The 21,207-nt window shown below is 70.1% G+C and carries 21 protein-coding genes and 2 tRNA genes; 15 read left to right on the top strand and 8 right to left on the bottom strand.

Features of this window, described 5'->3' with window-relative positions; genetic code table 11:
- Positions 1 to 360 precede the first annotated feature (360 nt).
- The 7 genes from AQI70_RS28660 (at position 361) to AQI70_RS28630 (ending at position 5,452) form a co-directional block, all read left to right on the top strand.
- The gene (locus tag AQI70_RS28660; protein WP_062155108.1) at positions 361 to 588 is read left to right on the top strand and encodes an MbtH family protein; all 228 of its coding nucleotides are present in this window, start codon (positions 361 to 363) and stop codon (positions 586 to 588) included.
- Between the two features lie 305 nt (positions 589 to 893).
- Positions 894 to 1,127, top strand: a complete 234-nt coding sequence (locus AQI70_RS28655) for a hypothetical protein (protein ID WP_062155106.1) — start codon at positions 894 to 896, stop codon at positions 1,125 to 1,127.
- A gap of 273 nt (positions 1,128 to 1,400) precedes the next feature.
- A complete protein-coding gene (locus AQI70_RS39685; protein ID WP_167358923.1) occupies positions 1,401 to 1,580 on the top strand; it encodes a hypothetical protein in 180 nt (59 codons plus the stop codon).
- A gap of 192 nt (positions 1,581 to 1,772) precedes the next feature.
- Complete coding sequence (locus AQI70_RS28645) at positions 1,773 to 2,495, top strand: M50 family metallopeptidase (RefSeq protein ID WP_062155102.1); 723 nt, start codon at positions 1,773 to 1,775, stop codon at positions 2,493 to 2,495.
- Positions 2,496 to 2,615: 120 nt separating this feature from the next.
- On the top strand, positions 2,616 to 3,935 hold the full coding sequence (aroA, locus tag AQI70_RS28640; RefSeq protein WP_062155100.1) for a 3-phosphoshikimate 1-carboxyvinyltransferase: 1,320 nt from the start codon (positions 2,616 to 2,618) through the stop codon (positions 3,933 to 3,935).
- A gap of 18 nt (positions 3,936 to 3,953) precedes the next feature.
- Entirely contained in the window at positions 3,954 to 4,964 is a 1,011-nt protein-coding gene (gene rsgA / locus AQI70_RS28635) for a ribosome small subunit-dependent GTPase A (protein WP_062155098.1), read from the top strand.
- A 164-nt stretch (positions 4,965 to 5,128) separates the two neighbouring features.
- Entirely contained in the window at positions 5,129 to 5,452 is a 324-nt protein-coding gene (locus AQI70_RS28630) for a DMT family transporter (protein WP_062155097.1), read from the top strand.
- A gap of 17 nt (positions 5,453 to 5,469) precedes the next feature.
- Here AQI70_RS28630 and AQI70_RS28625 read toward each other — a convergent pair whose 3' ends face one another.
- A complete protein-coding gene (locus AQI70_RS28625) occupies positions 5,470 to 6,081 on the bottom strand; it encodes a TetR/AcrR family transcriptional regulator (protein ID WP_244181872.1) in 612 nt (203 codons plus the stop codon).
- 209 nt (positions 6,082 to 6,290) lie between these two features.
- Here AQI70_RS28625 and hisN point away from each other — a divergent pair, with 209 nt between their 5' ends.
- From hisN to AQI70_RS28610, 3 genes are all read left to right on the top strand, one after another.
- Complete coding sequence (gene hisN / locus AQI70_RS28620) at positions 6,291 to 7,091, top strand: histidinol-phosphatase (protein WP_062155096.1); 801 nt, start codon at positions 6,291 to 6,293, stop codon at positions 7,089 to 7,091.
- A 69-nt stretch (positions 7,092 to 7,160) separates the two neighbouring features.
- Positions 7,161 to 7,508 (top strand): DUF6233 domain-containing protein, encoded by a 348-nt coding sequence (locus AQI70_RS28615; protein ID WP_062155095.1) that lies wholly within the window; start codon positions 7,161 to 7,163, stop codon positions 7,506 to 7,508.
- A 227-nt stretch (positions 7,509 to 7,735) separates the two neighbouring features.
- Positions 7,736 to 8,128, top strand: coding sequence for a CBS domain-containing protein (locus AQI70_RS28610; RefSeq protein ID WP_003998074.1), 393 nt, complete (start codon positions 7,736 to 7,738; stop codon positions 8,126 to 8,128).
- Positions 8,129 to 8,198: 70 nt separating this feature from the next.
- Here the strand turns inward: AQI70_RS28610 and AQI70_RS28605 are convergent, their stop codons facing one another.
- Positions 8,199 to 9,653, bottom strand: coding sequence for a catalase (locus AQI70_RS28605; RefSeq protein ID WP_062155094.1), 1,455 nt, complete (start codon positions 9,651 to 9,653; stop codon positions 8,199 to 8,201).
- Between the two features lie 153 nt (positions 9,654 to 9,806).
- Here AQI70_RS28605 and AQI70_RS28600 point away from each other — a divergent pair, with 153 nt between their 5' ends.
- The 4 genes from AQI70_RS28600 (at position 9,807) to AQI70_RS28585 (ending at position 13,261) form a co-directional block, all read left to right on the top strand.
- The gene (locus tag AQI70_RS28600; protein ID WP_037886712.1) at positions 9,807 to 10,223 is read left to right on the top strand and encodes a Fur family transcriptional regulator; all 417 of its coding nucleotides are present in this window, start codon (positions 9,807 to 9,809) and stop codon (positions 10,221 to 10,223) included.
- A 229-nt stretch (positions 10,224 to 10,452) separates the two neighbouring features.
- Entirely contained in the window at positions 10,453 to 11,241 is a 789-nt protein-coding gene (locus AQI70_RS28595) for an ABC transporter ATP-binding protein (protein WP_062155092.1), read from the top strand.
- The gene (locus AQI70_RS28590; RefSeq protein WP_062155090.1) at positions 11,238 to 12,101 is read left to right on the top strand and encodes an ABC transporter permease; all 864 of its coding nucleotides are present in this window, start codon (positions 11,238 to 11,240) and stop codon (positions 12,099 to 12,101) included. Before AQI70_RS28595 ends, AQI70_RS28590 begins: the two co-directional genes overlap by 4 nt.
- Entirely contained in the window at positions 12,098 to 13,261 is a 1,164-nt protein-coding gene (locus AQI70_RS28585) for an ABC transporter substrate-binding protein (RefSeq protein WP_062155088.1), read from the top strand. Before AQI70_RS28590 ends, AQI70_RS28585 begins: the two co-directional genes overlap by 4 nt.
- Before the next feature lie 49 nt (positions 13,262 to 13,310).
- Here AQI70_RS28585 and AQI70_RS28580 read toward each other — a convergent pair.
- The 4 genes from AQI70_RS28580 to AQI70_RS28565 form a co-directional block, all read right to left on the bottom strand.
- A tRNA-Met gene (locus AQI70_RS28580) sits at positions 13,311 to 13,384 on the bottom strand.
- Positions 13,385 to 13,691: 307 nt separating this feature from the next.
- Positions 13,692 to 15,482 (bottom strand): tetratricopeptide repeat protein, encoded by a 1,791-nt coding sequence (locus AQI70_RS28575; protein WP_062155504.1) that lies wholly within the window; start codon positions 15,480 to 15,482, stop codon positions 13,692 to 13,694.
- Positions 15,483 to 15,875: 393 nt separating this feature from the next.
- Positions 15,876 to 15,949: transfer RNA gene (locus tag AQI70_RS28570), tRNA-Met, on the bottom strand.
- A gap of 57 nt (positions 15,950 to 16,006) precedes the next feature.
- The gene (locus AQI70_RS28565) at positions 16,007 to 18,973 is read right to left on the bottom strand and encodes a UPF0182 family membrane protein (RefSeq protein WP_079051520.1); all 2,967 of its coding nucleotides are present in this window, start codon (positions 18,971 to 18,973) and stop codon (positions 16,007 to 16,009) included.
- A 164-nt stretch (positions 18,974 to 19,137) separates the two neighbouring features.
- Here AQI70_RS28565 and AQI70_RS28560 point away from each other — a divergent pair, with 164 nt between their 5' ends.
- Positions 19,138 to 19,680 carry a PPA1309 family protein gene (locus AQI70_RS28560; protein WP_037886716.1) on the top strand — a complete coding sequence of 181 codons (543 nt, stop codon included), beginning with the start codon at positions 19,138 to 19,140 and terminating at the stop codon, positions 19,678 to 19,680.
- 120 nt (positions 19,681 to 19,800) lie between these two features.
- On the opposite strand, the gene AQI70_RS28555 is transcribed toward AQI70_RS28560, so the two are convergent.
- Positions 19,801 to 20,898, bottom strand: coding sequence for a YlbL family protein (locus AQI70_RS28555; protein WP_062155084.1), 1,098 nt, complete (start codon positions 20,896 to 20,898; stop codon positions 19,801 to 19,803).
- A 74-nt stretch (positions 20,899 to 20,972) separates the two neighbouring features.
- Positions 20,973 to 21,137, bottom strand: coding sequence for a hypothetical protein (locus AQI70_RS39680; RefSeq protein ID WP_003998083.1), 165 nt, complete (start codon positions 21,135 to 21,137; stop codon positions 20,973 to 20,975).
- Between the last annotated feature and the right edge of the window lie 70 nt (positions 21,138 to 21,207).

The raw sequence follows: 21,207 nt of genomic DNA, 5'->3' as shown, positions 1-21,207 counted from the left end.
CGGACGCCGCTTGCCGGGGACAAGGAATCGGTTTCGGGGGATACGAAAAACATGTCGGGGGACCCAGACTCACGCAGGCCATAGACGGCGCGGGGGACGCATTGCCGCTGACGGCATGCCGGCCTCTTGCCACGTCCCTTTCACCGTCGGCAGCCGTTCTCGTGACTTTTCTCGGTGCCGACCCCGCCGACACCCATGATTTCCCGCAGGCCCGACCGCCCGGACACCCGGCGGTCCGGGGGCCATCCCGCGCCCGGCGCCGCGCACGATCGAAGACGCCATGATCCCGCCGCACATCCGGTTCACCTTCCCGGACAGACCTGTGCGGGCGTGAATCCACACAGAAAGGCACTTTCAGCTGTGAGCAACCCCTTCGAAGACGCGGACGGCACCTACTTCGTCCTGGTCAACTCCGAGGGCCAGCACTCCCTGTGGCCCTCCTTCGCCGAGATCCCGGCCGGCTGGACGACCGCCTTCGGCGAGGCCGACCGCGCGGCATGCCTGGCGTACGTCGAGGAGTCGTGGACCGACATGCGGCCGAAGAGCCTCGTGGACGCGATGGGCGCGACGGACTCGACCGCCCAATAGCCCTGCGCTCATCTCGCGGCGATCGAAGATGCCCGGCAATTCGCAGATGGAATGGAGCACTTCATGTCCGACCTGACGCCCAGTGAGTCGCTCGCCAAGAACTGCTTCGCCGGCCTGTTTCCGCGCTCATAAGAGCCTTCGGCGAGATTCTCGGCATCTCTCCCGTTGCCTCCGATGCCCCCGGCGGCTCCGGTGCGGCGGCGATCGAGCCCGCCCCGGGGCGGCCCGGCGAGCCGTCGCACGCCGAGGAACGGCTCCGGCGGCTGGACCAGCTCACCGGTGACCTCGCCGTCTACAACGAGCCGATGGTGTTCCGCCTGCGCGGCGAGGCCGACCTTCCGCTCGATCCGGAGGCGCCCCGGCAGCGCCTCGGCCGGATCATGGCCGACGCCCGCTCCCGGGTGTGCCTTACCAACCTGCTGGCCGCCGCGGCCAACCGGCCACCGGACCATCCCGGGGCGGTGCGCCTCTGCCAGAGCCTCGACGCGGAGACACCGAAGGACGTGGAGGAAACGATGCAGGAAAGGCACGGTCGGTGACCGAGAAAGAACCAGTTTGTGGCGGCACGCAGACTTCAGGAACCTGCGGCTCGGGCTGACCGCCTAATGGAGAGCGCACTGACCGGCCGCATCTCCGGCGGCCCGGTCCAGATGCTCCGTGAGGAGATCCTCGACCCGCAGTTCCGCTACGAGGCCGGGCAGTAGTGCTGCCGCACTGCGTGGCCATCGAGAAGGTCCTGGTCGCCGAGTACGACCGGATGGGCCACGCCCCCCGGCGCAAGCCGCACGCTCATCGTCGTCTCGGTCGTCGCGGTGTCGGCCGGTCCGGAGCGGCTGGTCCGGGTCGCCCTGCTCAGCGCGGTCCTCGCCGCGGTGCTGATCCTCGTCGTACGTCCGCTGCTGCGGCGGCTGCTGCGCCCCCGCGCGGGACGGCTCCGGAGCTCGTCCTGCCGGTCCTCGCGGCGGGCGCCAAGAAGATCACCGCGTTGCTGATGCCCGTCTTCCGAGAGGGCCACCCGGCCGACGCCTCGGCGGGAGCCGCCCCGCAACACTCGGGGGCTCCCACGCGGTGACCCCCACCCTGCGGTCAGGAACGATCGGTGCCACGTGGACGTCTCAGAGACAGTCCGTGCGGACGTGCCACACTGCCAGATTCCATCCGACCCCAGGGAGCCATCGCCTTACATGGACAGCACCGCATCCGCCTCGCTCGCCTCCCTCTGGAACGAGGTCTCCGGCACCCAGCCCGACCCCGATGTGTGGGTGGTGATCGCCACCCTGGTCACCGCGCTCGCCGTGGTCGTCCCGCACGTCCTGTGGCGCGTCTCTCGCAACGCGATCACCATCGCCCACGAGGGCGGCCACGGCCTGGTCGCGCTGCTGACCGGCCGGACCCTGACCGGCATACGCCTGCACTCCGACACCAGCGGCCTCACCGTCAGCCGCGGCAAGCCGTACGGCCTCGGCATGATCCTCACCGCCGCCGCGGGCTACACGGCTCCCCCGCTGCTGGGCCTGGGCGGCGCGGCGCTCCTGGCGGCCGGGCGGATCACCCTGCTGCTGTGGCTGGCGACAGCCCTGCTGGTGGCGATGCTGGTGATGATCCGGAACGCGTACGGGGCACTGACGGTGTTTGTCGCGGGCGGCACGTTCGTGCTGGTCAGCTGGCTGACCGGGCCGCAGGTGCAGGCGGCGTTCGGGTATGTGGTGGTGTGGTTCCTGCTGCTGGGCGGGGTCAGGCCGGCGTTCGAACTGCAGGCGAAGAGGGCGCGGGGCGGGGCGGGTGATTCGGACGCCGACCAGCTGTCACGACTGACGCATGCGCCGGCGGGTCTGTGGCTGTTCCTCTTCCACGCCGTCTCGCTGTGCTCACTGATAGGCGGAGGTCGCTGGTTGTTGGCAGTGTGACGGCCGGCCCGGGGGCGCGGGGCTGTAGCGATGTGCGGCTCCGCCGCGGGGCGCGGCCAGCCCCCACGGCGCCGCACCCGAAGAACGGCCTGCGCAGCCCCCTCCTTATAAAGTGAACCCATGGCCCAAAACCCCGCCGCACACACCGCCCTCTGGCCCGCCCCGCACGCGAGCGGAGCCGTCGACGCGACGGTCCACGTGCCCGGGTCCAAGTCGGTCACCAACCGCGCCCTCGTGCTCGCCGCCCTGGCGAGCGAGCCCGGCTGGCTGCGCCGCCCGCTGCGCTCCCGCGACACCCTGCTGATGGCCGGCGCGCTGCGCGCGATGGGCGTCGGAATCGAGGAGGGCGTGGGCCCCGAGGGCACCGGCGAGGCATGGCGTGTGCTTCCCACGGGCCTGCGGGGCCCGGCCACGGTCGACGTCGGCAACGCCGGGACCGTGATGCGCTTCCTGCCGCCGGTCGCCGCGCTGGCCGACGGCCCCATCCGCTTCGACGGCGACCCGAGGTCGTACGAGCGCCCCCTGCACGGTGTGATCGACGCCCTGCGCGCCCTCGGCGCCCGCATCGACGACGACGGCCGGGGCGCCCTGCCGCTGACCGTCCACGGCGGGGGTGCCCTGGAGGGCGGCGCGGTGGAGATCGACGCCTCGTCGTCGTCCCAGTTCGTGTCGGCGCTGCTGTTGTCCGGCCCGCGCTTCAACCAGGGCGTGGAGGTCCGCCACATCGGCTCCACGCTCCCCTCGATGCCGCACATCCGCATGACCGTCGACATGCTGCGCGCGGTCGGCGCCCAGGTGGACACCCCGGAGTCGGGCGGCGAGCCGAACGTCTGGCGGGTCACGCCGGGCGCCCTGCTCGGCCGCGATCTGACCGTCGAGCCGGACCTGTCCAACGCCCAGCCGTTCCTGGCGGCGGCGCTGGTGACCGGCGGCAAGGTCCTCATCCCGGACTGGCCGGCCCGTACCACCCAGCCCGGTGACCGGCTGCGTGAGATCTTCACCGAGATGGGCGGTTCCTGCGAACTCACCGAGTACGGGCTGGTGTTCACCGGTTCGGGTGCGATCCACGGCATCGACGTGGACCTGGGCGACGTCGGCGAACTCACCCCGGGCATCGCGGCGGTGGCCGCCCTCGCGGACTCCCCGTCCACGCTCCGCGGCGTCGCGCACCTGCGCCTGCACGAGACCGACCGCCTGGCCGCGCTGACCAAGGAGATCAACGAACTCGGCGGCGACGTCACCGAGACCGCCGACGGCCTGCACATCCGTCCGCGCCGGCTGCACGGCGGCGTCTTCCACACCTACGAGGACCACCGTATGGCGACGGCCGGCGCGATCATCGGCCTCGCCGTCGAGGGCGTACGGATCGAGAACGTGGCGACGACGGCGAAGACCCTGCCGGACTTCCCCGAGCTGTGGACCGGGATGCTCGGGGCGTAGAGACGCGGGGATACAGTCATGCGCCGCTATGGCAAGCACACCGACGAGGACGACATCCGCACCCGTCCCGGCCGTCGTAACACCCGGCCGCGTTCGAACATCCGGCCCAAGCACGAGGACGCCGCCGAGGGCATGGTCCTCACCGTCGACCGGGGCCGTCTGACCTGTCTCGTCGAGGACCGGGTCGTGATGGCCATGAAGGCCCGCGAGCTCGGCCGCAAGGCCGCGGTGGTCGGGGACCGGGTGGCGCTGGTCGGCGATCTGTCCGGCAAGAAGGACACACTGGCGCGGATCGTGCGGATCGAGGAGCGGACGTCGGTGCTGCGCCGTACCGCCGACGACGACGATCCGTTCGAGCGCGTGGTGGTGGCCAACGCCGACCAACTCGCCATCGTCACCGCCCTCGCCGACCCCGAGCCGCGGCCCCGGCTGATCGACCGCTGTCTGGTGGCGGCGTTCGACGGGGGTCTGGAGCCGCTGCTGGTGATGACGAAGTCGGACCTGGCGCCGCCGGACAAACTCCTGGAGCTGTACGGGGCGTTGGACATCCCGTATGTCGTCACCAGCCGCGAGGAGCTGGCGGACGGTGGCGCGGCGGACCGGGTGCGGGAGCATCTGGACGGCAGGGTCACGGCGTTCGTCGGTCACTCCGGGGTGGGCAAGACGACGCTGGTGAACGCGCTGGTACCGGAGGAGCGCCGGCGTTCGACGGGTCATGTGAACGCGGTGACGGGACGGGGCCGCCACACGACGACGTCGGCCCTGGCGCTGCCGCTGGCGGAGGTCGACGGCTGGGTGATCGACACCCCGGGTGTCCGCTCGTTCGGGTTGGCTCATATCGATCCCTCCCGGGTGATCCACGCGTTTCCGGACCTGGAACCGGGAACCGAGGGCTGCCCGCGTGCGTGCAGTCATGACGAGCCGGACTGCGCACTGGACGACTGGGTGACGGAGGGTCACGCCGATCCGGCGCGGCTGTACTCGCTGCGCCGGCTGCTGGCGACGCGGGAGCTCACGGAAGGGGACTGAGGAGGCCGGCGAAGCCCGCCGGGGAAGGTGATTGACCTCCGCGTTGTTTGTCCCCCCGGGAGTCCGGTAAAGGCATAATCGCACCGAGCCGGATCCAAGCCCGAGCAAGGCCTGACGAACCTGATGAAGCGGTCACAGAACGTGGGGATACGGGAGGACAGCACATGGCGTGGCTGCTGGTCATCGTGGCGGGGCTGCTCGAAACGGGCTTCGCCGTCTGCCTGAAGCTGTCGCACGGCTTCACCCGGCTCTGGCCGACCATCGCCTTCTGCGTCTTCGCTCTCGGCAGTTTCGGGCTGTTGACCCTGGCGCTGAAGAAGCTGGACGTGGGGCCCGCGTATGCGGTGTGGACGGGGATCGGGGCGGCGGGGACGGCGATCTACGGAATGGTCTTCCTCGGCGACCTCGTATCGACGTTGAAGATCGTGTCGATCAGTCTGGTGATCGTCGGCGTCATCGGCTTGCAGCTGTCGGGTTCGGCGCACTGAGCCGGGTCGCGCGGAGGTCAGCCGGTCAACTGCCGGTGCAGCGCGCTGCGTACGAGGTCGGCGACACCGCCTTCCCCGGGTGGCGCGGCGACGCAGGACAGGGCCAGCCTGACGACCAGTTCGCAGGAGCGGGCGAGGTCGGCGAGGTCGGACTTGCCGACGCCGGGCCCGGACAGGACCGTCACGGCGCGGTCCCGCACCATGGCCACGAAGTCGCCGGGTGAGGGAAGCGGCCCGTCGGCCCGCCGTTGAGCCGGTACGGCCGAGGAGGACGGCACGGCGGACAGCGTGGGTGACGGCAGGCGCTCGCTCCAGCAGCCGGTGAGCATGGCGCGCACGAGGGCGTTGTCGTGGGCGAGTGACGCGGTCCACTCGGCGGTGGCGGTGAGGCGGTCGCGGGCGTCGCTGTGGGTGGCGAGGGCACGTTCGACGCCGGCGAGGTAGCCGTCGGCCTCCCTGCGCACGAGCGCGCGGGCGAGCCCTTCCTTGCTTCCGAACTCGTTGTACAGCGTCTGCCGGGACACTCCGGCCACCGCGGCCACGTCCACCATCCGCACGGCGGACCACGGCCGGCGCGCCAGCGCCGTGTAAGCGGCGTCCAGCAGGGATTCCCGCGCTGCAGGCATCATCGCCTCCCTGGGACGAGCGGCTCTGCGCCCAGATTTGACGCGCACAAAGGCACTGTCAAGGGTTCGCGAGGGCACACGGGGGCGCCATTCGGCCGGGGTGCGCGGGGCTCCGGCGCGCGCTCCGCCCCCGCCCGGCCACGGCGTCGGACCCGCCGCTTGCCCCCGGGGCCCAGTGGCCCCACCCCGACCGCGCCAGATAGGTTCGTTCCATGCCGGACTACCTCGACGACCTCCGCCTCGCCCACGTCCTCGCGGACGCCGCCGACGCGGCCACCATGGACCGCTTCAAGGCGCTCGACCTCAAGATCGAGACCAAGCCGGACATGACCCCGGTGAGCGAGGCCGACAAGGCTGCCGAGGAACTGATCCGCGGGCAGCTGCAGCGGGCCCGGCCGAGAGACGCGATCCTCGGCGAGGAGTACGGCATCGAGGGCACCGGCCCCCGCCGCTGGGTGATCGACCCGATCGACGGCACCAAGAACTACGTACGCGGCGTCCCGGTGTGGGCCACCCTCATCGCCTTGATGGAGGCGGGCGAGGGCGGCTACCAGCCGGTGGTGGGCGTCGTGTCGGCCCCCGCCCTCGGACGGCGCTGGTGGGCCGCCAAGGGGCACGGTGCCTTCACCGGCCGCAGCCTCTCCTCCGCGACCCGCCTGCGGGTCTCGCGCGTCTCGAAACTGACGGACGCCTCGTTCGCGTACTCCTCGCTCAGCGGGTGGGAGGACCAGGGCCGGCTGGAGGGCTTCCTCGACCTCACGCGCGCCGTGTGGCGCACGCGCGCGTACGGCGACTTCTGGCCGTACATGATGGTCGCCGAGGGCTCGGTCGACCTGTGCGCCGAGCCCGAGCTCTCCCTCTGGGACATGGCCGCCAACGCGATCATCGTCACGGAGGCGGGCGGCACCTTCACCGGCCTCGACGGCCGCCCGGGCCCGCACAGCGGCAACGCGGCCGCCTCGAACGGCCTCCTGCACGACGAGTTCCTGGGCTATCTCAACGAGCGCTACTGAGGCGACGCACCGCCGACGGCGAGGCCACCCCGCTGTCGCGCGGTGCCCCCACCCCCTAGAATCGAACATGTGAACGATCCCGGGCCGTCGAGAATCGAGCTGCTCCGCTTCGCCCGCCGCGTCGTGGTCCAGCAGGCGAAGGCGGCCCTGTCACAGCTCGATCGCTGGATCGCCGACGAGGAGCGGCGTGAGGCCGAACGACAGCGGGGCGTGGAGGCTCGCCCGCCGGAGCCGCACTGGCTGATCGAGCAGAACCTCAGCGGGCGCACACCGGTGTACGTGCACGTCGGCGGCTGCCACATGACGGGCAAGCGATCGAAGGGCGCCACCAGGGAGCAGGCCCTGCGGGCCCTGACCGACCGGGTGGACCCCTGTCCGCACTGCCGGCCGGACACCGAGCTGGGACTCCTGGACTAGAAAGCCGGCAAAGCCGCCGTCAAACTCCCTCAGCCGGTGGGCGCTTGAGGCCCGAGGGCGACCGCGATCACCTGACCACCGCCTCGCCCGCGTCGAGCGCCCCGAACGAGCCGTTCGCGCCCTCTTGTTGACCCGCGCTTTACCTGCGACCCTGAAAGCCCCCCCACTTGTGAATTTGTGAAATACAGAACAAACGGTGGGGACACTTGAGGAGGTGGCTCCCTTCCATGCTCGTCCGCGACGCCATGAGCACGGTGGTCCTGACCATCGGCCCCACCCACACCCTTCGCCAGGCCGCCGCGCTGATGTCCGCCCGCCGGGTCGGCGCGGCCGTGGTCCACGACCCCGACGCAGGCGGTATCGGCATTCTCACCGAGCGCGACATCCTCAACTCCGTCGGCCTCGGAGAGGACCCCGACACCGAACACGCCCACGATCACACCACCACCGACGTCGTGTTCGCCGCCCCGTCATGGACCCTGGAGGAGGCGGCCCGCGCCATGGCGCACGGCGGCTTCCGCCATCTGATCGTCCTCGATCACGACGAGCCCGTCGGCATCGTCTCGGTCCGCGACATCATCCGCTGCTGGGCCCCCGTACGGCAGCACGTACCGGCCTAGGCACGCCGAACGGCCGGGCTCCCGAAGGAACCCGGCCCATCCGCCACGGCAAGCGATCCAGTGCTGGTGGTCAGCCGCGCAGAGCCTGGACCGCGACCTCCAGCCGCTTGCCGAAGTCCTCGTCGGCTTGACGGAAGTTGCCGATCGCCCGCTCGGCGATGTCCTCGCGCGAGACCTGCGCGAGGGCACCCGCCAGGTTGGCGATCAGGCGCTCCTTCTCACCCTCCGACATCAGCCGGTAGAGGTTGCCCGCCTGGACGAAGTCGTCGTCCTCCGCGTGGACGGGGGCCTCGTGGTTGCCCATACCGGCCGTGAAGCCGGCGAGCGGCTGCCACAGCGGGCGGCCGGTCTGGGCCGGGCCGCCGAAGCTGTTCGGCTCGTAGTTCTTCGCCCCGCCGTGGCGGCCGTCGTACAGGAAGCCGTCCCGGGAGTTGGTGCGCGCCTCGGTGGCGTGCGGGCGGTTCACCGGCAGGTGGTCGGCGTTGATGCCGACGCGGTAGCGGTGGGCGTCGCCGTACGCGAAGAGGCGCCCCTGGAGCATCTTGTCGGGCGACGGGCCGATGCCCGGCACGAAGTGCGCGGGGCTGAAGATGCTCTGCTCGACCTCGGCGAAGACGTTCTGCGGGTTGCGGTTGAGCTCCAGCTTGCCGATCTCGATCGGCGGGTAGTCCTGGTGCGGCCACACCTTGGTGAGGTCGAACGGGTTGAAGCGGTACGTCGCCGCGTCCGCCGCCGGCATGATCTGCACCTGCACGGTCCAGCTCGGGAACTCCCCGCGCTCGATGGCCTGGCGCAGATCGCGCTGGTGGGAGTCGGGGTCCTCACCGGCGAGCCGGTTGGCCTCCGCCTGCGTGAGGTTACGGATCCCCTGGTCGGTCTTGAAGTGGTACTTGACCCAGAAGACCTCGCCGGCCTCGTTGTTCCACTGGTAGGTGTGTGAGCCGTAGCCGTTCATGTGGCGGTACGACGCCGGGATGCCGCGGTCACCGAACAGCCAGGTGACCTGGTGCGTGGACTCGGGGCTCAGGCTCCAGAAGTCCCAGACGTTGTCCGGTTCCGTCGAGCCCGTGTACGGGTCGCGCTTCTGCGTGTGGATGAAGTCCGGGAACTTGATGGCGTCCTTGATGAAGAACACCGGGGTGTTGTTGCCGACGAGGTCGTAGTTGCCCTCCTCGGTGTAGAACTTCAGCGCGAAGCCGCGCGGGTCACGGACGGCGTCCGCCGCGCCCAGGTTGCCCGCCACCGTGGAGAAGCGCAGGAAGACCTCGGTCTGCTTGCCGACCTCGGAGAGGAAGGCGGCGCGCGTGTACGGGGTGGCGTCGGCGGTGACCGTGAAGGTGCCGTAGGCGCCCGCGCCACGGGCGTGCACCACGCGCTCGGGAATGCGCTCCCGGTTGAAGTGGGCCAGCTTCTCCAGCAGGAGCTGGTCCTGGACGAGGACCGGGCCGCCGATGCCCGCGGTCTCGCTGTTCTGGTTGTCGGCGACCGGAGCACCGGCCTCCGTCGTGAGCGGTCCCTGGGTCACTTGCGCCTCCTGCGTCTGTCTGAGCAACTCCAGCCACACCTGTCCATTGGCTAAAGTCGAGCTCGATCCTATCCTGGACTTTGTCCAAGTCAAGCCAAGCTCCAAAGTCACATCCATTCGGAAGCTGGTCCCCCTGCTGTTAAGGTGTTCTCCATGAGTGACCTTCTGGAACGGCTGCGCGGACGCGGATGGCGGATGACCGCGCAGCGGCGCGTCGTGGCCGAGGTGCTCGCCGGCGATCACGTCCATCTGACGGCCGACGAGGTGCACGCGCGGGCCGTCGCCAAGCTGCCCGAGATCTCCCGCGCGACCGTCTACAACACGCTGGGCGAGCTGGTCTCCCTCGGCGAGGTACTCGAGGTCTCCACCGACAAGCGGGCCAAGCGGTACGACCCGAACGCCCACCGGCCCCACCACCACCTGGTCTGCGCCCAGTGCGGCGCGATCCGGGACGTCCACCCGACGGGCAACCCGATGGCCGACCTCCCCGACTCCGAGCGCTTCGGCTTCACGGTCTCGGACGTCGAGGTGACCTACCGCGGCGTCTGCCCGAACTGCGCGAAGGCGTAGTCCCGCGACTCCTTGACTCCTCCAAGCCCCGGCACCGACGAGGCGCCGGGGCTTCGTGCTGCGTACGGCCGTCGGAACAGCCGTCGCTACGGCTTGCGGAACAGCCGTGCGAACGGCCTGCGGAACGGGCGCCGGATGCGACCCCTGCGGGCGACCTTCCCGTATCTGACGGCCCGTCATATCGTCGACGGCGCCCACCATTCCGTACCGCACTCCGCGAGGAGCCCCCGTGGGAGAGCCGTATCAAGACCGCGAAGCGAGTGATCCGAAACTCAGAGCCACCGACCTGACCCGCACCTTCGGCCGAACCCCCCACACCGTCGACGCGCTCGGCCCCCTCGATCTGACCGTCGCCCCGGGCGAGTTCGTCTGTGTCGTCGGCCCCTCCGGCTGCGGCAAGTCCACGCTCCTGCGCATCGCCGCGGGCCTGCTCCGCCCCAGCATGGGCACGCTGGAGATCCGCACGTCGAGCCCGCGCCCCGCCGCCATGATCTTCCAGGACTACGGCATCTACGACTGGAAGACCGTCCGCGCGAACGTCCGCTTCGGCCTGGACATCCAGCGCGTCCCCCGGCGCGAGGCGAACGCCCGCGCCGACGACTGGCTGGCCCGCATGGGCCTGTCCGACTTCGCGCACGCCTACCCGGCCACCCTGTCCGGCGGTATGCGCCAGCGTGTGGCGATCGCCCGGGCGCTGGCGGTGCAACCCGAACTCCTCCTGATGGACGAGCCGTTCGCGGCGCTGGACGCCCAACTCCGCACGATCCTCCAGGACGAACTCCTGGATCTCACCCAGTCGCTGCGGACGACCACCCTCTTCATCACCCACAGCCTGGAGGAGGCGATCGTCCTCGGCGACCGCGTCCTGGTGATGTCCGCCCGCCCGGGCCGGATCATCGCCGAGCACCGCCCGCCCTTCCCGCGCCCGCGCACCGGCGACATCCGCACCGCACCCGAGTTCACCGCCCTGAAGAGCGAGCTGTGGGACCTGCTGCGGAAGGAGGCCGCACCGGTATGACGACACTCACGAAGCCGCCCGCCGACTCCGTCCTGACCCGCCGCCCGGGCCCGCGGGAACTCCACCCCGCCCGCACCCACCGCCGCAGGCGCGCGCTGGAGGTCTCCCTGGCCCTCGCGGTGCCCCTCTGCCTCCTCCTGCTGTGGCAACTGGCCGCCGACCGGGCCTGGATCGACGACCGCGTCTACCCGGCCCCGTCGACGATCCTCGCCGACGGCTGGGAACGGGCCGCGGCCGGCGACCTCTGGCCGGACGTATGGGCCACGCTCAAGCGCGTCCTGGCCGGATACGCGGCCGGCACGGCCGCAGGCTACGCCCTGGGCCTCCTGATGGGCTCCCTCTCCCTGGTACGAGCGGCCCTGGAACCGCTCCTGGACGCCCTGTACGTCGTACCGAAACTGGCCCTCCTGCCCATCTTCCTGAACATGTTCGGCCTGGGCGAGGGCCCGCAGGTCGCCCTGGTCGCGACGACGGTGTTCTTCTTCGTCTGGATCTCGACGATGTCGGCGGTCATGTCCATCCCCTCCGGCCACCGGGACGCCGGCCAGGTCTTCGGCGCCTCGCGATGGCAGATGTTCCGTCATGTGCTCCTCCCCGCGTCACTGCCGTCGGTCCTGGTGGGCGCGCGGATCGCGGCGGGCGTGGCGGTCCTGGTCATCGTCGCCTCGGAGCAGATCGCCGCGACGAACGGCCTGGGCCATCTGATCTTCGACTCACGCGCTCTGTTCCAGAACGACGTGATGTTCGTCGGCATCGTCTGCGTCGCGGTCCTGGGAGTGCTCTTCTCCGAACTGATCCGCTTCGCCGGACGGCTGCTCACCCCCTGGGCACCGAGGGACCGGGGAAGGGGCCAGTCATGAAGCGGCGCGGAAACCGCGCATACGGCGGTGTCCTCGCATACGGCGGTGTCCTCATCGCCGTGACCCTGCTGGCGTCGGCGGCCTGCTCATCGCCCTACGAGTCCGCCCCCTCGAAGGCAGCCGCCGGCCACCGCACCATCCGCCCCGTCGAGGGCTGCGGCGCGAAGTCCTGGACGGACCCGAAGGACCTCTCCCCAAGCCGCACCCCCGCCCGCTGCCTCCCCGGCGCCCCTCCCCCACAGCCGCTGCCGGAGCCCCGCAAGCTGACGATCGCGACGGGAACGCTGAGCGCCGAGTACGTCGCCCCGCTGCAAGTCGCTCTCGACAAGGGCGAGTTCGAGAAGGAGGGCCTGGACGTCGAGCTGAAGGTGCTCCCGACACCGGACGCGCTCCCCCTCCTGGCCAAGGGCGACATCGACGCCCTGTGGGCGGCGCCGGAGGCCGCCGTCATGAACGGCATCAAGGGCGGCTTCGACATCAAGTGGGTCGCGGGGAACTTCTCACCCGACCCGAAGTCGAAGAGCGGCCTGTGGGTGCGCCTGAGCGAGGGCGAGAGCGCGAACCGCGTCACCATGGCGGGCCGCAAGCTGGGCACCATGATCGGCAAGGGCTCGGTCATCGCCTACCCCATGGAAAAGGCGCTGGAGAAGCACGGCGGCGGCCTGGCCGAGATCCAGTACCAGCAACTGGGCTCGGCCGACGTCCTCACGGCCCTCCAGAACGGCGGCGTCGACTCGGCGTGGCTCCTGGACCCGGTCTGGCGCAAGGTGGACGGCAAGCCGGGCTACACCTTCCTGGGCGGCCAGCCCCCGGGCGAACCGCTGGGCGGCCTGCTGTACGGCCGCACACTGCTGCAGGACGACGTGGACGCGGGCGTAGCCCTTCTGCGGGCCCACATCCGCACGGTGAACACCTACTTCGCATCCGACTACAAGCAAGATGCGAGCTTCGTCACATACTTGGCCGAACTCCTCAAGGCAGAGGAGCCGATCCTCAAATCCAGCCCGCCCCTCCGCATGGACTGGGAAATCCGCGCCGGCACGACGACACGCCTCCAGTCGGCCTACGCGGCCCAAGGCGTCGCGGAGGGAAGCCCCCTACCGGAGTCACGGACGGTGAACCGCGCGCTGTACGCGGAGGCGGTGGGCCACGCGCCCTGACACACACCTAGGGCCGGGACCCTTACGGATCCCGGCCCTAGGCCTTCAGTAGCGGGGACAGGATTTGAACCTGCGACCTCTGGGTTATGAGCCCAGCGAGCTACCGAGCTGCTCCACCCCGCGTCGATGAACGCAACACTACGTCACCAGCGCGGACAGAGGCAAATCACTTGTCGCCCCGCCCCTCTCGACCCCGGTCGGCACCATCCAGCCCGTCCGGCGTTTGAGGACGAGGCCCGTTCAGGGCCGATAGCGGGGGTCTGGGGGCCGCAGGCCCACAGGAACGCGGGGTCGAAGGGGCGGCAGCCCCTGGGGGATGGGACGGGTAGGGGCGGCGGGGGCGAAAAAACCCGACGCCGGCTTCAACGCCGGACGACACAAAAGCCCACCTTGCCACCCGCCCGGGCCCCCGCCCCCGCTCGGCGCAGCGTCACGCCGACAACTCCTCCCGCAGAGCGTCCCGCAACCGAGCCGCCCGCCGCGCAACCTCCGCCGGCCCCAGCGCCACCGCCCGATCAGCCCACCGCTGCCCCTCCGCCAGCTCCCCGCGACGCGCGTAGACCAGAGCCAGCCGCAACGCCGACCGCCCATGCCCGGCATCAGCCGCCCGCGTCCACCACACCGCGGCCTCCGGCTCACTCCCCTCCCGGGCCAGCAGCAGTCCCAGATTGAACGCCCCGTTCCGCGACCCGGCCTCCGCGGCCTCCCGGTACCACCGAGCCGCCTCCACCACGTCCCCCCGAGCCGCGGCCAGCATCCCCACCCGCACCTGCGCCCGCCGATGCCCCTGGGAAGCAGCCCGCTCGTACCACTCCTCGCACTCGGTCTTCTCGTGCACCGACTCCCCGAGCTCATGCGCGGGCTCCGGCGGCCGCCGAGCGTCCAGCAGGGTCGCCAGCCGATACGCGGCCTCCGCACTGCCGGCCCCGGCCGCGCACCGCAGGTGCCGCTCCGCCGCGAGCTCGTCCCCGTCCCGCAGCCGCGCGATCCCCACCTGCAGCGCCGCCTCCGTGTGCCCGGCGGCAGCGGCACGCTCGTACCACCGCAGAGCGGCCCGCTCCTCGCCCCGCCCGGCGTGCAGAATCCCCAGGTTGAAGGCCGCGTCGACGCTCCCCGCCTCCGCCGCCTTGGAGAACCACGGCTCGGCACCCGTCGTGTCCCCGCCCTGCAGCAGCAGAATCGCCAGCGCGTTCGCCGCCTCGCGATGCCCGGCGTACGCCGCCCGCCGGTACCACTGCTCGGCCTGCGCGATGCGCCCCTGCTCGGCGCAGAGCAGCCCGAGGTTGTACGCCCCGTTCACATCACCGGCATCCATCGCGGCCCGGTACCACCGCTCGGCGGTCTGCGTCTCCCCGCGCTCGGCGTGCAGCGCGCCCAGCGCGTTCGCCGCGTTGCCGTCCCCGTCCTGCGCGGCCCGCAGCCACCACACGGCGGCGCTCTCGGTGTCCCCCGCGTCCCGCAGCAGGAACCCGAGCGCACAGGCGGCCCGTGCCTCCCCGTCCTTGGCGGAGGTCAGATACCAGCGCCCGGCCTCCTTGAGCTCCCCGCGCTTCTCCAGGATCGCCCCGAGGTGCAGGGCGGCTCTGCGGTGGCCGCGCGCGGCGGCCTGCCGGTACCACTGCTCGGCCTCGTCCAGCAGCGACTCACTCGACCCGACACCGTTCCCGACTCCGTTCCCGCCGCCGTTCCCGACACCGTTGTCGGATCCGTCCTCGCCCGCACGCACGGCCTGCCGGTCGAGCGCACGCGCCAGCCGGTACGCGGCCTCCCGGTGCCCCCGCTCCGCCGCGGCCCGCATCCACTGCTCGGCCACGCTGTCGCCGCGGTGCTCCAGCAGATCGGCGAGCGCGTACGCGCCCAGCACGTGCCCCTGCTCGGCGGACTGCCGCAGCCAGTACTCGGCGGCGGGCTCGTCGCCCCGCTCACGGTGGTGGCGGCCCAGCGCGTGCGCGGCCGCGGCCGACCCCGCGACGGCGGCGATCCGCCACCATCCGGCGGCCTCGTCGGCGTACCCGCGCTGGTGGAGAAGGACTCCCAGATTGTTGGCGGCGGCCCGGTCCCCGGCGGCGGTGGCGGCACGCAGATGGGGCTCGGCTCCGTCGAGATCACCGCGGCGCAGCAGCATGGCCCCGAGGACACTCATCGCCTCGACGTCCCCGGCCTCGGCGGCGAGCCGCTGCCGGGCCTCCTCCGCCGCCTCCCCGGTCTCGTCGCGGTCCATGGGCCGGTCGAAGGGGAAGTCACCCTCCGGCTGGGAAAGATCACCCACCGGCTGCGCGACACCGTCCGTCGACTGCACGAAATCGCCCGTCGGCTGCACAAAGTCGGCAGGCTGCACAAACCGCCCTGTCTCCCACAGAGTTGCCTTGTCCCCCATAACGTCCATCGTCGCACCACCTGCAACCTGGGTACACCTCGTATACCGCAGCCAGTGAGGTCACTTCAGCGTTTTGTCGACATGCCCACAGAGAGACAAGTCAAACACAGTTCTGCCAACTCCCCACGGCGGCGCCACCGTCCCACCCTCCGGCACATGCGTTCGCACATCACAAAGGCCCGGATCCTTGTCAGGATCCGGGCCTTCGCTGTCGTACGAAATGTTCGTCGACTTCAGTAGCGGGGACAGGATTTGAACCTGCGACCTCTGGGTTATGAGCCCAGCGAGCTACCGAGCTGCTCCACCCCGCGCCGTTGTTCTGCAACCGTATCACGGCGCGGGGTGAGCTTTTTGATCAGCCGCCGTCCCTAGCTCTTGGTGGGACTGCCGGACGGGCTCGGACTGGCACTCGGGCTCGCGTCACCGCCGCTGTTGCCACCGCCGCCACCGTTGCCGCCGGCCTTGTCCGCCTGTGCCTGGGCGTCCTCGGCGCGCTGCAGCGCCTCCTCCAGATCCTCCTGCGCCCTGCCGTACGCCTCCCAGTCACCCTTCTTCAGGGCTTCCTGGCCGGCCTCGAAGGCCTTCTGGGCGTCGTCGAGCGCTTCTTGGACCGTCGGGTTGGTGGAGGTCGGCGGTGGTGTCGTACCGCCGCCTTCCTCCTCGCCCTCGTCCGGCGGCTCGGTGGTCGGCCCCTCGGCTCCGAAGACCTTGTTGAGGGCCTCGCCGAGCGTGTCCTCGAAGGCGGTGGTGCCGCCGTAGGACACCAACACCTTCCGCAGCAGCGGGTACTTGAGTCCGCCACCGCGGACATAGACCGGCTCCACATAGAGCAGTCCGCCGTCGAGCGGGACCGCCAGCAGGTTGCCGTACTCGACCTCGGAGTCGCCGCCTCTCAGCAGCCTGATGGTCTCGGCGATGTTCTGTTCGGAGTTGAACTGGCTCTGGACCTGACTGGGCCCGTTGACCGTGGTGTTGGTCGGCAGTTTCAGGATTCTGATCTTGCCGTAGTCACTGGTGCCCGCCTCGGCGTCGACGGCCATGAAGGCGCTGAGGTTGTCCCGGCCGTTCGGCGTGAACGTCGTCGTCAGCGAGAACGCCTGAGCCTGCTGGTCGGGCATCTTCATGCTCAGGTAGTACGGCGGCACCGCGCTGCCCGACTTGTTCGTCGGGTCGTCCGGCACCTGCCAGACCTCGCTGCCGCTGAGGAACGTCGTCGCGTCCTTCACGTGGTAGCGGGTGAGCAGCTCACGCTGGACCTTGAACAGGTCCTGGGGGTAGCGCAGGTGGGCCATCAGCGAGTTCGAGATCTCGCTCTTGGGCTCCACCGTGTCCGGGAAGGCCTTCATCCAGGTCTTCAGGACGGGGTCCTGGGTGTCCCACTGGTAGAGCTTGACCTCACCGGTGTAGGCGTCGACGGTCGCCTTCACCGAGTTGCGGATGTAGTTGACCTGGTTCTGCTGGGCCACCACCGCCCGCTGGTTGTTGCTGGCGGTCAGCGAGTCGGCCGTCGTGTCACCGAGGGTGGTGCGGGAGGAGTACGGGTAGCCGTTCGTCGTCGTGTAGGCGTCGACGATCCACTGGATACGGCCGTCCACGACCGCCGGGTAGGCGTCACCGTCGATGGTCAGCCACGGGGCGACCGCCTCGACGCGCTCCTTGGGCGTGCGGTTGTACAGGATGCGCGAACCGTCCCCGATCGCACCGGAGTACAGGATCTGCGGCTCGCCGAACGCCACCGCGTACGCGGCCCGGTTGACCGGGTTGGAGAGGCTGACCCCGCTGTCGCCCTTGTAGCTGTAGGTCTTCTCCCCGCTGTCGTCGGAGTAGTCGATCTCCTTCTGGGGACCGCCGACGATCGAGTACATCGTGGTCTTCTCGCCGTAGTAGACCCGCTGCTCGTACGTCCCGAGGTCGCCCTTGGACGGCAGGTCGGACTCGGTGAACTCCGGCCGGCCCTGGGAGTCGGCGTTGGTGCCCTCGGCGGCGACCACGCCGTAGCCGTGGGTGTAGCGGAAGTGGTCGTTGATCCAGTTCCGCTTCGGAATGCCGTTGAGGTTGATCTCACGCAGACCGATGACCGTGTCCTGGTCCTTGCCGTCCTTGCTGTACCGGTCGACGTCCAGGTTGGTCGGGAACGCGTAGTAGTTCCTGATCTGCTGGAGCTGCTGGAACGTCGGCGAGACGATGTTCGGGTCCAGGATCCGGATGCTCGCCGTGGCGTCCACGTCGTCGCGCAGCTGGGTCTTGTCCTCGGTCTTGCTCGTGCCCGCGTAGTCGCTGACCTTGGTGCCGTCAATGCCGTAGGCCTCGCGCGTCGCCTTGAGGTTCTTCTCGACGTACGGCGCTTCCTTGGCCTGCTCGTTGGGCTGGACCTGGAACTTCTGGACAATCGCGGGGTACAGGCCGCCGATGAGGATCGCCGAGAGCACCATCAGACCGAAGCCGATGACGGGCAGCTGCCAGGTGCGCCGCCACAGGGTGGCGAAGAACAGCAGCGCGCAGATGACGGCGATGCAGAACAGGATCGTCTTGGCCGGCAGATAGGCGTTGGCGTCGACGTACCTGAGGCCCGTCCAGTTGTCGGTCGCCTTGAAGTCGCTGGACTTCACCGCGAGTCCGTACCGGTCGAGCCAGTACGCGACCGCCTTCAGGGCGACGAAGATGCCGATGAGGACCGACAGATGGCCGGTGGCCGCGGCCGTGGCGCGCGCGCCCGGGCTGGTGATGCGCAGCCCGCCGTAGAGGTAGTGGGTCAGCGCGGCGGCGATCACGGAGAGGATCGCGGCGGCGAAGCCGAAGCCCAGCAGGAACCGGTACCAGGGCAGGTCGAAGGCGTAGAAGGAGACGTCGAGCTTGAACTGCGGGTCCTTCTCGCCGAAGGGCACGCCGTTGACCCACATCAGCCAGGTCCGCCACTGGCTGGAGGCGGAGGCGCCGGCGATCAGGCCGACCAGGGCGGTGATCGCGATCAGCAGCCACTTCTTGTACGGCGCGATGCCCATGCGGTAGCGGTCGAGGCTCTGCTGCTCCATCGACATGGCGCTCAGCGGCGGGCGCAGCCGGTGCGCCAGCCAGATGTTGAAGCCGACCGCGAGGGCCATCAGCAGGCCGAAGACGAAGAAGAGCCCGATCTTCGTCCACAGCGTGGTCGTGAACACGGACGAGTAGTTCACCGACCGGTACCAGAGCCAGTCCGTCCAGAAGCCCGCGAACATGGTGAAGACCATGCCGAGGACGGCGAGGACGCCCAATGTCATGAGAAGCGTCCGGACACGCCGGGACGGGCGGCCCACTCTGATCCGTGGCCCGGTCGGGCCTCCGCCGCGGTCCGGCATCTGGAAAGCCAAGGTTCGCACCCCGAAGTTCGCTGTTGATCCGTCAGGCCCGCGTCTTCGTGGACCCTGCGTGGCCCCGCGTGATCGTGGGCCCACACCTATGCAACTTACTCACCGTTTACTCGGTTCCCGATTCCGGCCGGGAACGAGGCAGGATTGTGACCATGTCCAACACTCCCATGGCAGCGAGCCCGCTGACCCGGGCCGTACTCGAGATCGACGAGTACGCCTCCGGCCTCGGCTGGGACCAGCCCGCCCGCCTTTTCGCCCTCGTAGACACCGCACGGCTGCGGGCCCAGGAACCCGGGCTCGCCGCCCAGCTCGGCCTGGGGGACGAGCAGGAGTCCTCCGGCCTGACCCCGATCGAGCAGGACGAGATTCCAACGGGCAAGCCGCTCGACGAGTTCCTCGGCACGATCGCCTGGCCCGACGCGGTGGTCGGCTGCGCTCTCACCGTCGAGCGCCTGATGCTGCCCCCGTCCGCCGAGGCCCAGGTCCCGGAGGGGCTGAGCGAGGCCAAGCTCACGAAGTGGGTGGCGGACCACCCCGACCGTCAGGAGGTCCGCATGACGGTCGCGGTGCTGCGCGACGGCGCCCGCGAGTCGGCCCTGCGCCTGCGCGAGAAGGACACCCCGACCGAGGTCCTCACCGGCCCGGACCTGGTTCCTGGTCTGGCGGAGGCGCTGGCGGCGACGTTCGAGGACTGAAGCCTTCCGGTACGGCCACGAGACGCGTCCGACACTGAGGGCCTGTACGGCGGTGGGGGCGCCCCTTGAGGTGAGGGGCGCCCCCACCGCCGTACCCGGGGACTGGTTTTCAGCTCTTGGTCAGCTCTTGGTCGTGCACTGCGGCAGGTCGGCGGTGTCGCCGGAGCGGATGTCCTTGAGGGCCTCTAGGGCGTCGTTCATGGTGCCGACCTTGACGAGGGTGAGCCCCTCCGGGACGTCCCGGGCGGCGGTCGCGCAGTTGTCGGCGGGCGTGAGGAAGTACTGGGCGCCCCTGTCGCGCGCGGCGATGGTCTTCATCTCGATGCCACCGATGGGGCCGACCTTGCCGTCGTCGTCGATGGTGCCGGTGCCTGCGACGAATTTGCCGCCGGTGAGGCTGCCCGGGGTGAGCTTGTCGTAGAGCCCGAGCGCGAACATGAGGCCCGCGCTGGGTCCGCCGACGTCGGCGAGCTTGATGTCGATGGTGAACGGGAAGGTGTGGTCGGTCCCGGCGGAGATCCCCACGATGGCGCGCTTCTCACCGCTGTCGTCGGACTCGGCGGTCCTGATCGTGACCTTCTCGGTCTTCGCCGGCGCCCTGCGCTCCTTCTCGGCGGCGACCTGCTCCTTGGCCGGCACGATGGTGAAGACGACGTCCTGGCCCGGCTTGTGCTTGGTCACGAGCTTGGCGACGTCGGCGGGTTCCTTCACGACCGTACCGTCGACGGCCTTGATCACATCACCGGCGTGCAGCTTGCCCTGGGCGGGGGTCGCCTTGACGACCGTCGAGACGATCACCCAGCTCTGCACCGGGATGTCCAGCTCCTCCAGGGCGGCGACCTTGGCGCTCTCCTGGGACTGGCTGAACTCCTCGGCGTTCTCCTGGGTGGACTCCTCCTCGGTCTTGCCGTCCGGGTAGAGGGTGTCGTGCGGCACGACCTTGTTGTCATGCGCGAGCCACCCGTAGACGGCCTCCACGAGGTTCATCTTGTAGTCGGCGCTGGTGACCCGGACGGTGGTCATGTTGAGGTGCCCGGTCGTCGGGTAGGTCCTGTGCCCGGAGATCTGCAGCACCGGCTCGCCGTCGTGCTCCCCGAGGGTGTTCACCGTCGGCCCCGGGGACATCTCCGAGTACGGCACGGGGATGAACACTCCCGCGCACAGGAGCGCGATCAGCATCAGGGTGGAGGCGAGCATCGTCGCGGTGCGGCGTGGCATGCCACGACAGTACGTGACACGCCTGTCAGTGCCCCGTCAGGGCTGCCTCCGACAGCGTGATCACGCCCCGGTGATCAGGTGCGGGAGGTGGACTTCTCCATGGCCGCGCGGAACCGGGCATATCCGTCGAGCTCCGGCCCGTCACCCCGTACCTTCCGGGTCCGGTGGGCCCAACTGCCCCAGAGACCGGCGCCGATCGCAGCCACAAGCGGAATCAGCAACCAGGCGAGCGCCGCCATGCCGTCCTCCCATCCCCAATGAGTGACCGCAACTGACTGATCAACAGATTAACCACTGGCACTGACAACG

This window comes from Streptomyces curacoi (assembly GCF_001513975.1).
Lineage (GTDB): Bacteria > Actinomycetota > Actinomycetes > Streptomycetales > Streptomycetaceae > Streptomyces > Streptomyces curacoi.
Note: the sequence above shows the minus strand (reverse complement) of the source record. Positions and strands in the feature narration are given on the sequence as shown.

Bases quoted from the DNA above. Each gene is read 5' to 3' on its own strand.
- AQI70_RS28655 (WP_062155106.1), top strand. From the start codon at position 894: ATGGTGTTCCGCCTGCGCGGCGAGGCCGACCTTCCGCTCGATCCGGAG.
- AQI70_RS28645 (WP_062155102.1), top strand. From the start codon at position 1,773: ATGGACAGCACCGCATCCGCCTCGCTCGCCTCCCTCTGGAACGAGGTC.
- aroA (WP_062155100.1), top strand. From the start codon at position 2,616: ATGGCCCAAAACCCCGCCGCACACACCGCCCTCTGGCCCGCCCCGCAC.
- rsgA (WP_062155098.1), top strand. From the start codon at position 3,954: ATGCGCCGCTATGGCAAGCACACCGACGAGGACGACATCCGCACCCGT.
- AQI70_RS28630 (WP_062155097.1), top strand. From the start codon at position 5,129: ATGGCGTGGCTGCTGGTCATCGTGGCGGGGCTGCTCGAAACGGGCTTC.
- AQI70_RS28625 (WP_244181872.1), bottom strand. From the start codon at position 6,081: ATGATGCCTGCAGCGCGGGAATCCCTGCTGGACGCCGCTTACACGGCG.
- hisN (WP_062155096.1), top strand. From the start codon at position 6,291: ATGCCGGACTACCTCGACGACCTCCGCCTCGCCCACGTCCTCGCGGAC.
- AQI70_RS28610 (WP_003998074.1), top strand. From the start codon at position 7,736: ATGCTCGTCCGCGACGCCATGAGCACGGTGGTCCTGACCATCGGCCCC.
- AQI70_RS28600 (WP_037886712.1), top strand. From the start codon at position 9,807: ATGAGTGACCTTCTGGAACGGCTGCGCGGACGCGGATGGCGGATGACC.
- AQI70_RS28590 (WP_062155090.1), top strand. From the start codon at position 11,238: ATGACGACACTCACGAAGCCGCCCGCCGACTCCGTCCTGACCCGCCGC.
- AQI70_RS28585 (WP_062155088.1), top strand. From the start codon at position 12,098: ATGAAGCGGCGCGGAAACCGCGCATACGGCGGTGTCCTCGCATACGGC.
- AQI70_RS28575 (WP_062155504.1), bottom strand. From the start codon at position 15,482: ATGGACCGCGACGAGACCGGGGAGGCGGCGGAGGAGGCCCGGCAGCGG.
- AQI70_RS28565 (WP_079051520.1), bottom strand. From the start codon at position 18,973: ATGCCGGACCGCGGCGGAGGCCCGACCGGGCCACGGATCAGAGTGGGC.
- AQI70_RS28560 (WP_037886716.1), top strand. From the start codon at position 19,138: ATGTCCAACACTCCCATGGCAGCGAGCCCGCTGACCCGGGCCGTACTC.
- AQI70_RS28555 (WP_062155084.1), bottom strand. From the start codon at position 20,898: ATGCCACGCCGCACCGCGACGATGCTCGCCTCCACCCTGATGCTGATC.
- AQI70_RS39680 (WP_003998083.1), bottom strand. From the start codon at position 21,137: ATGGCGGCGCTCGCCTGGTTGCTGATTCCGCTTGTGGCTGCGATCGGC.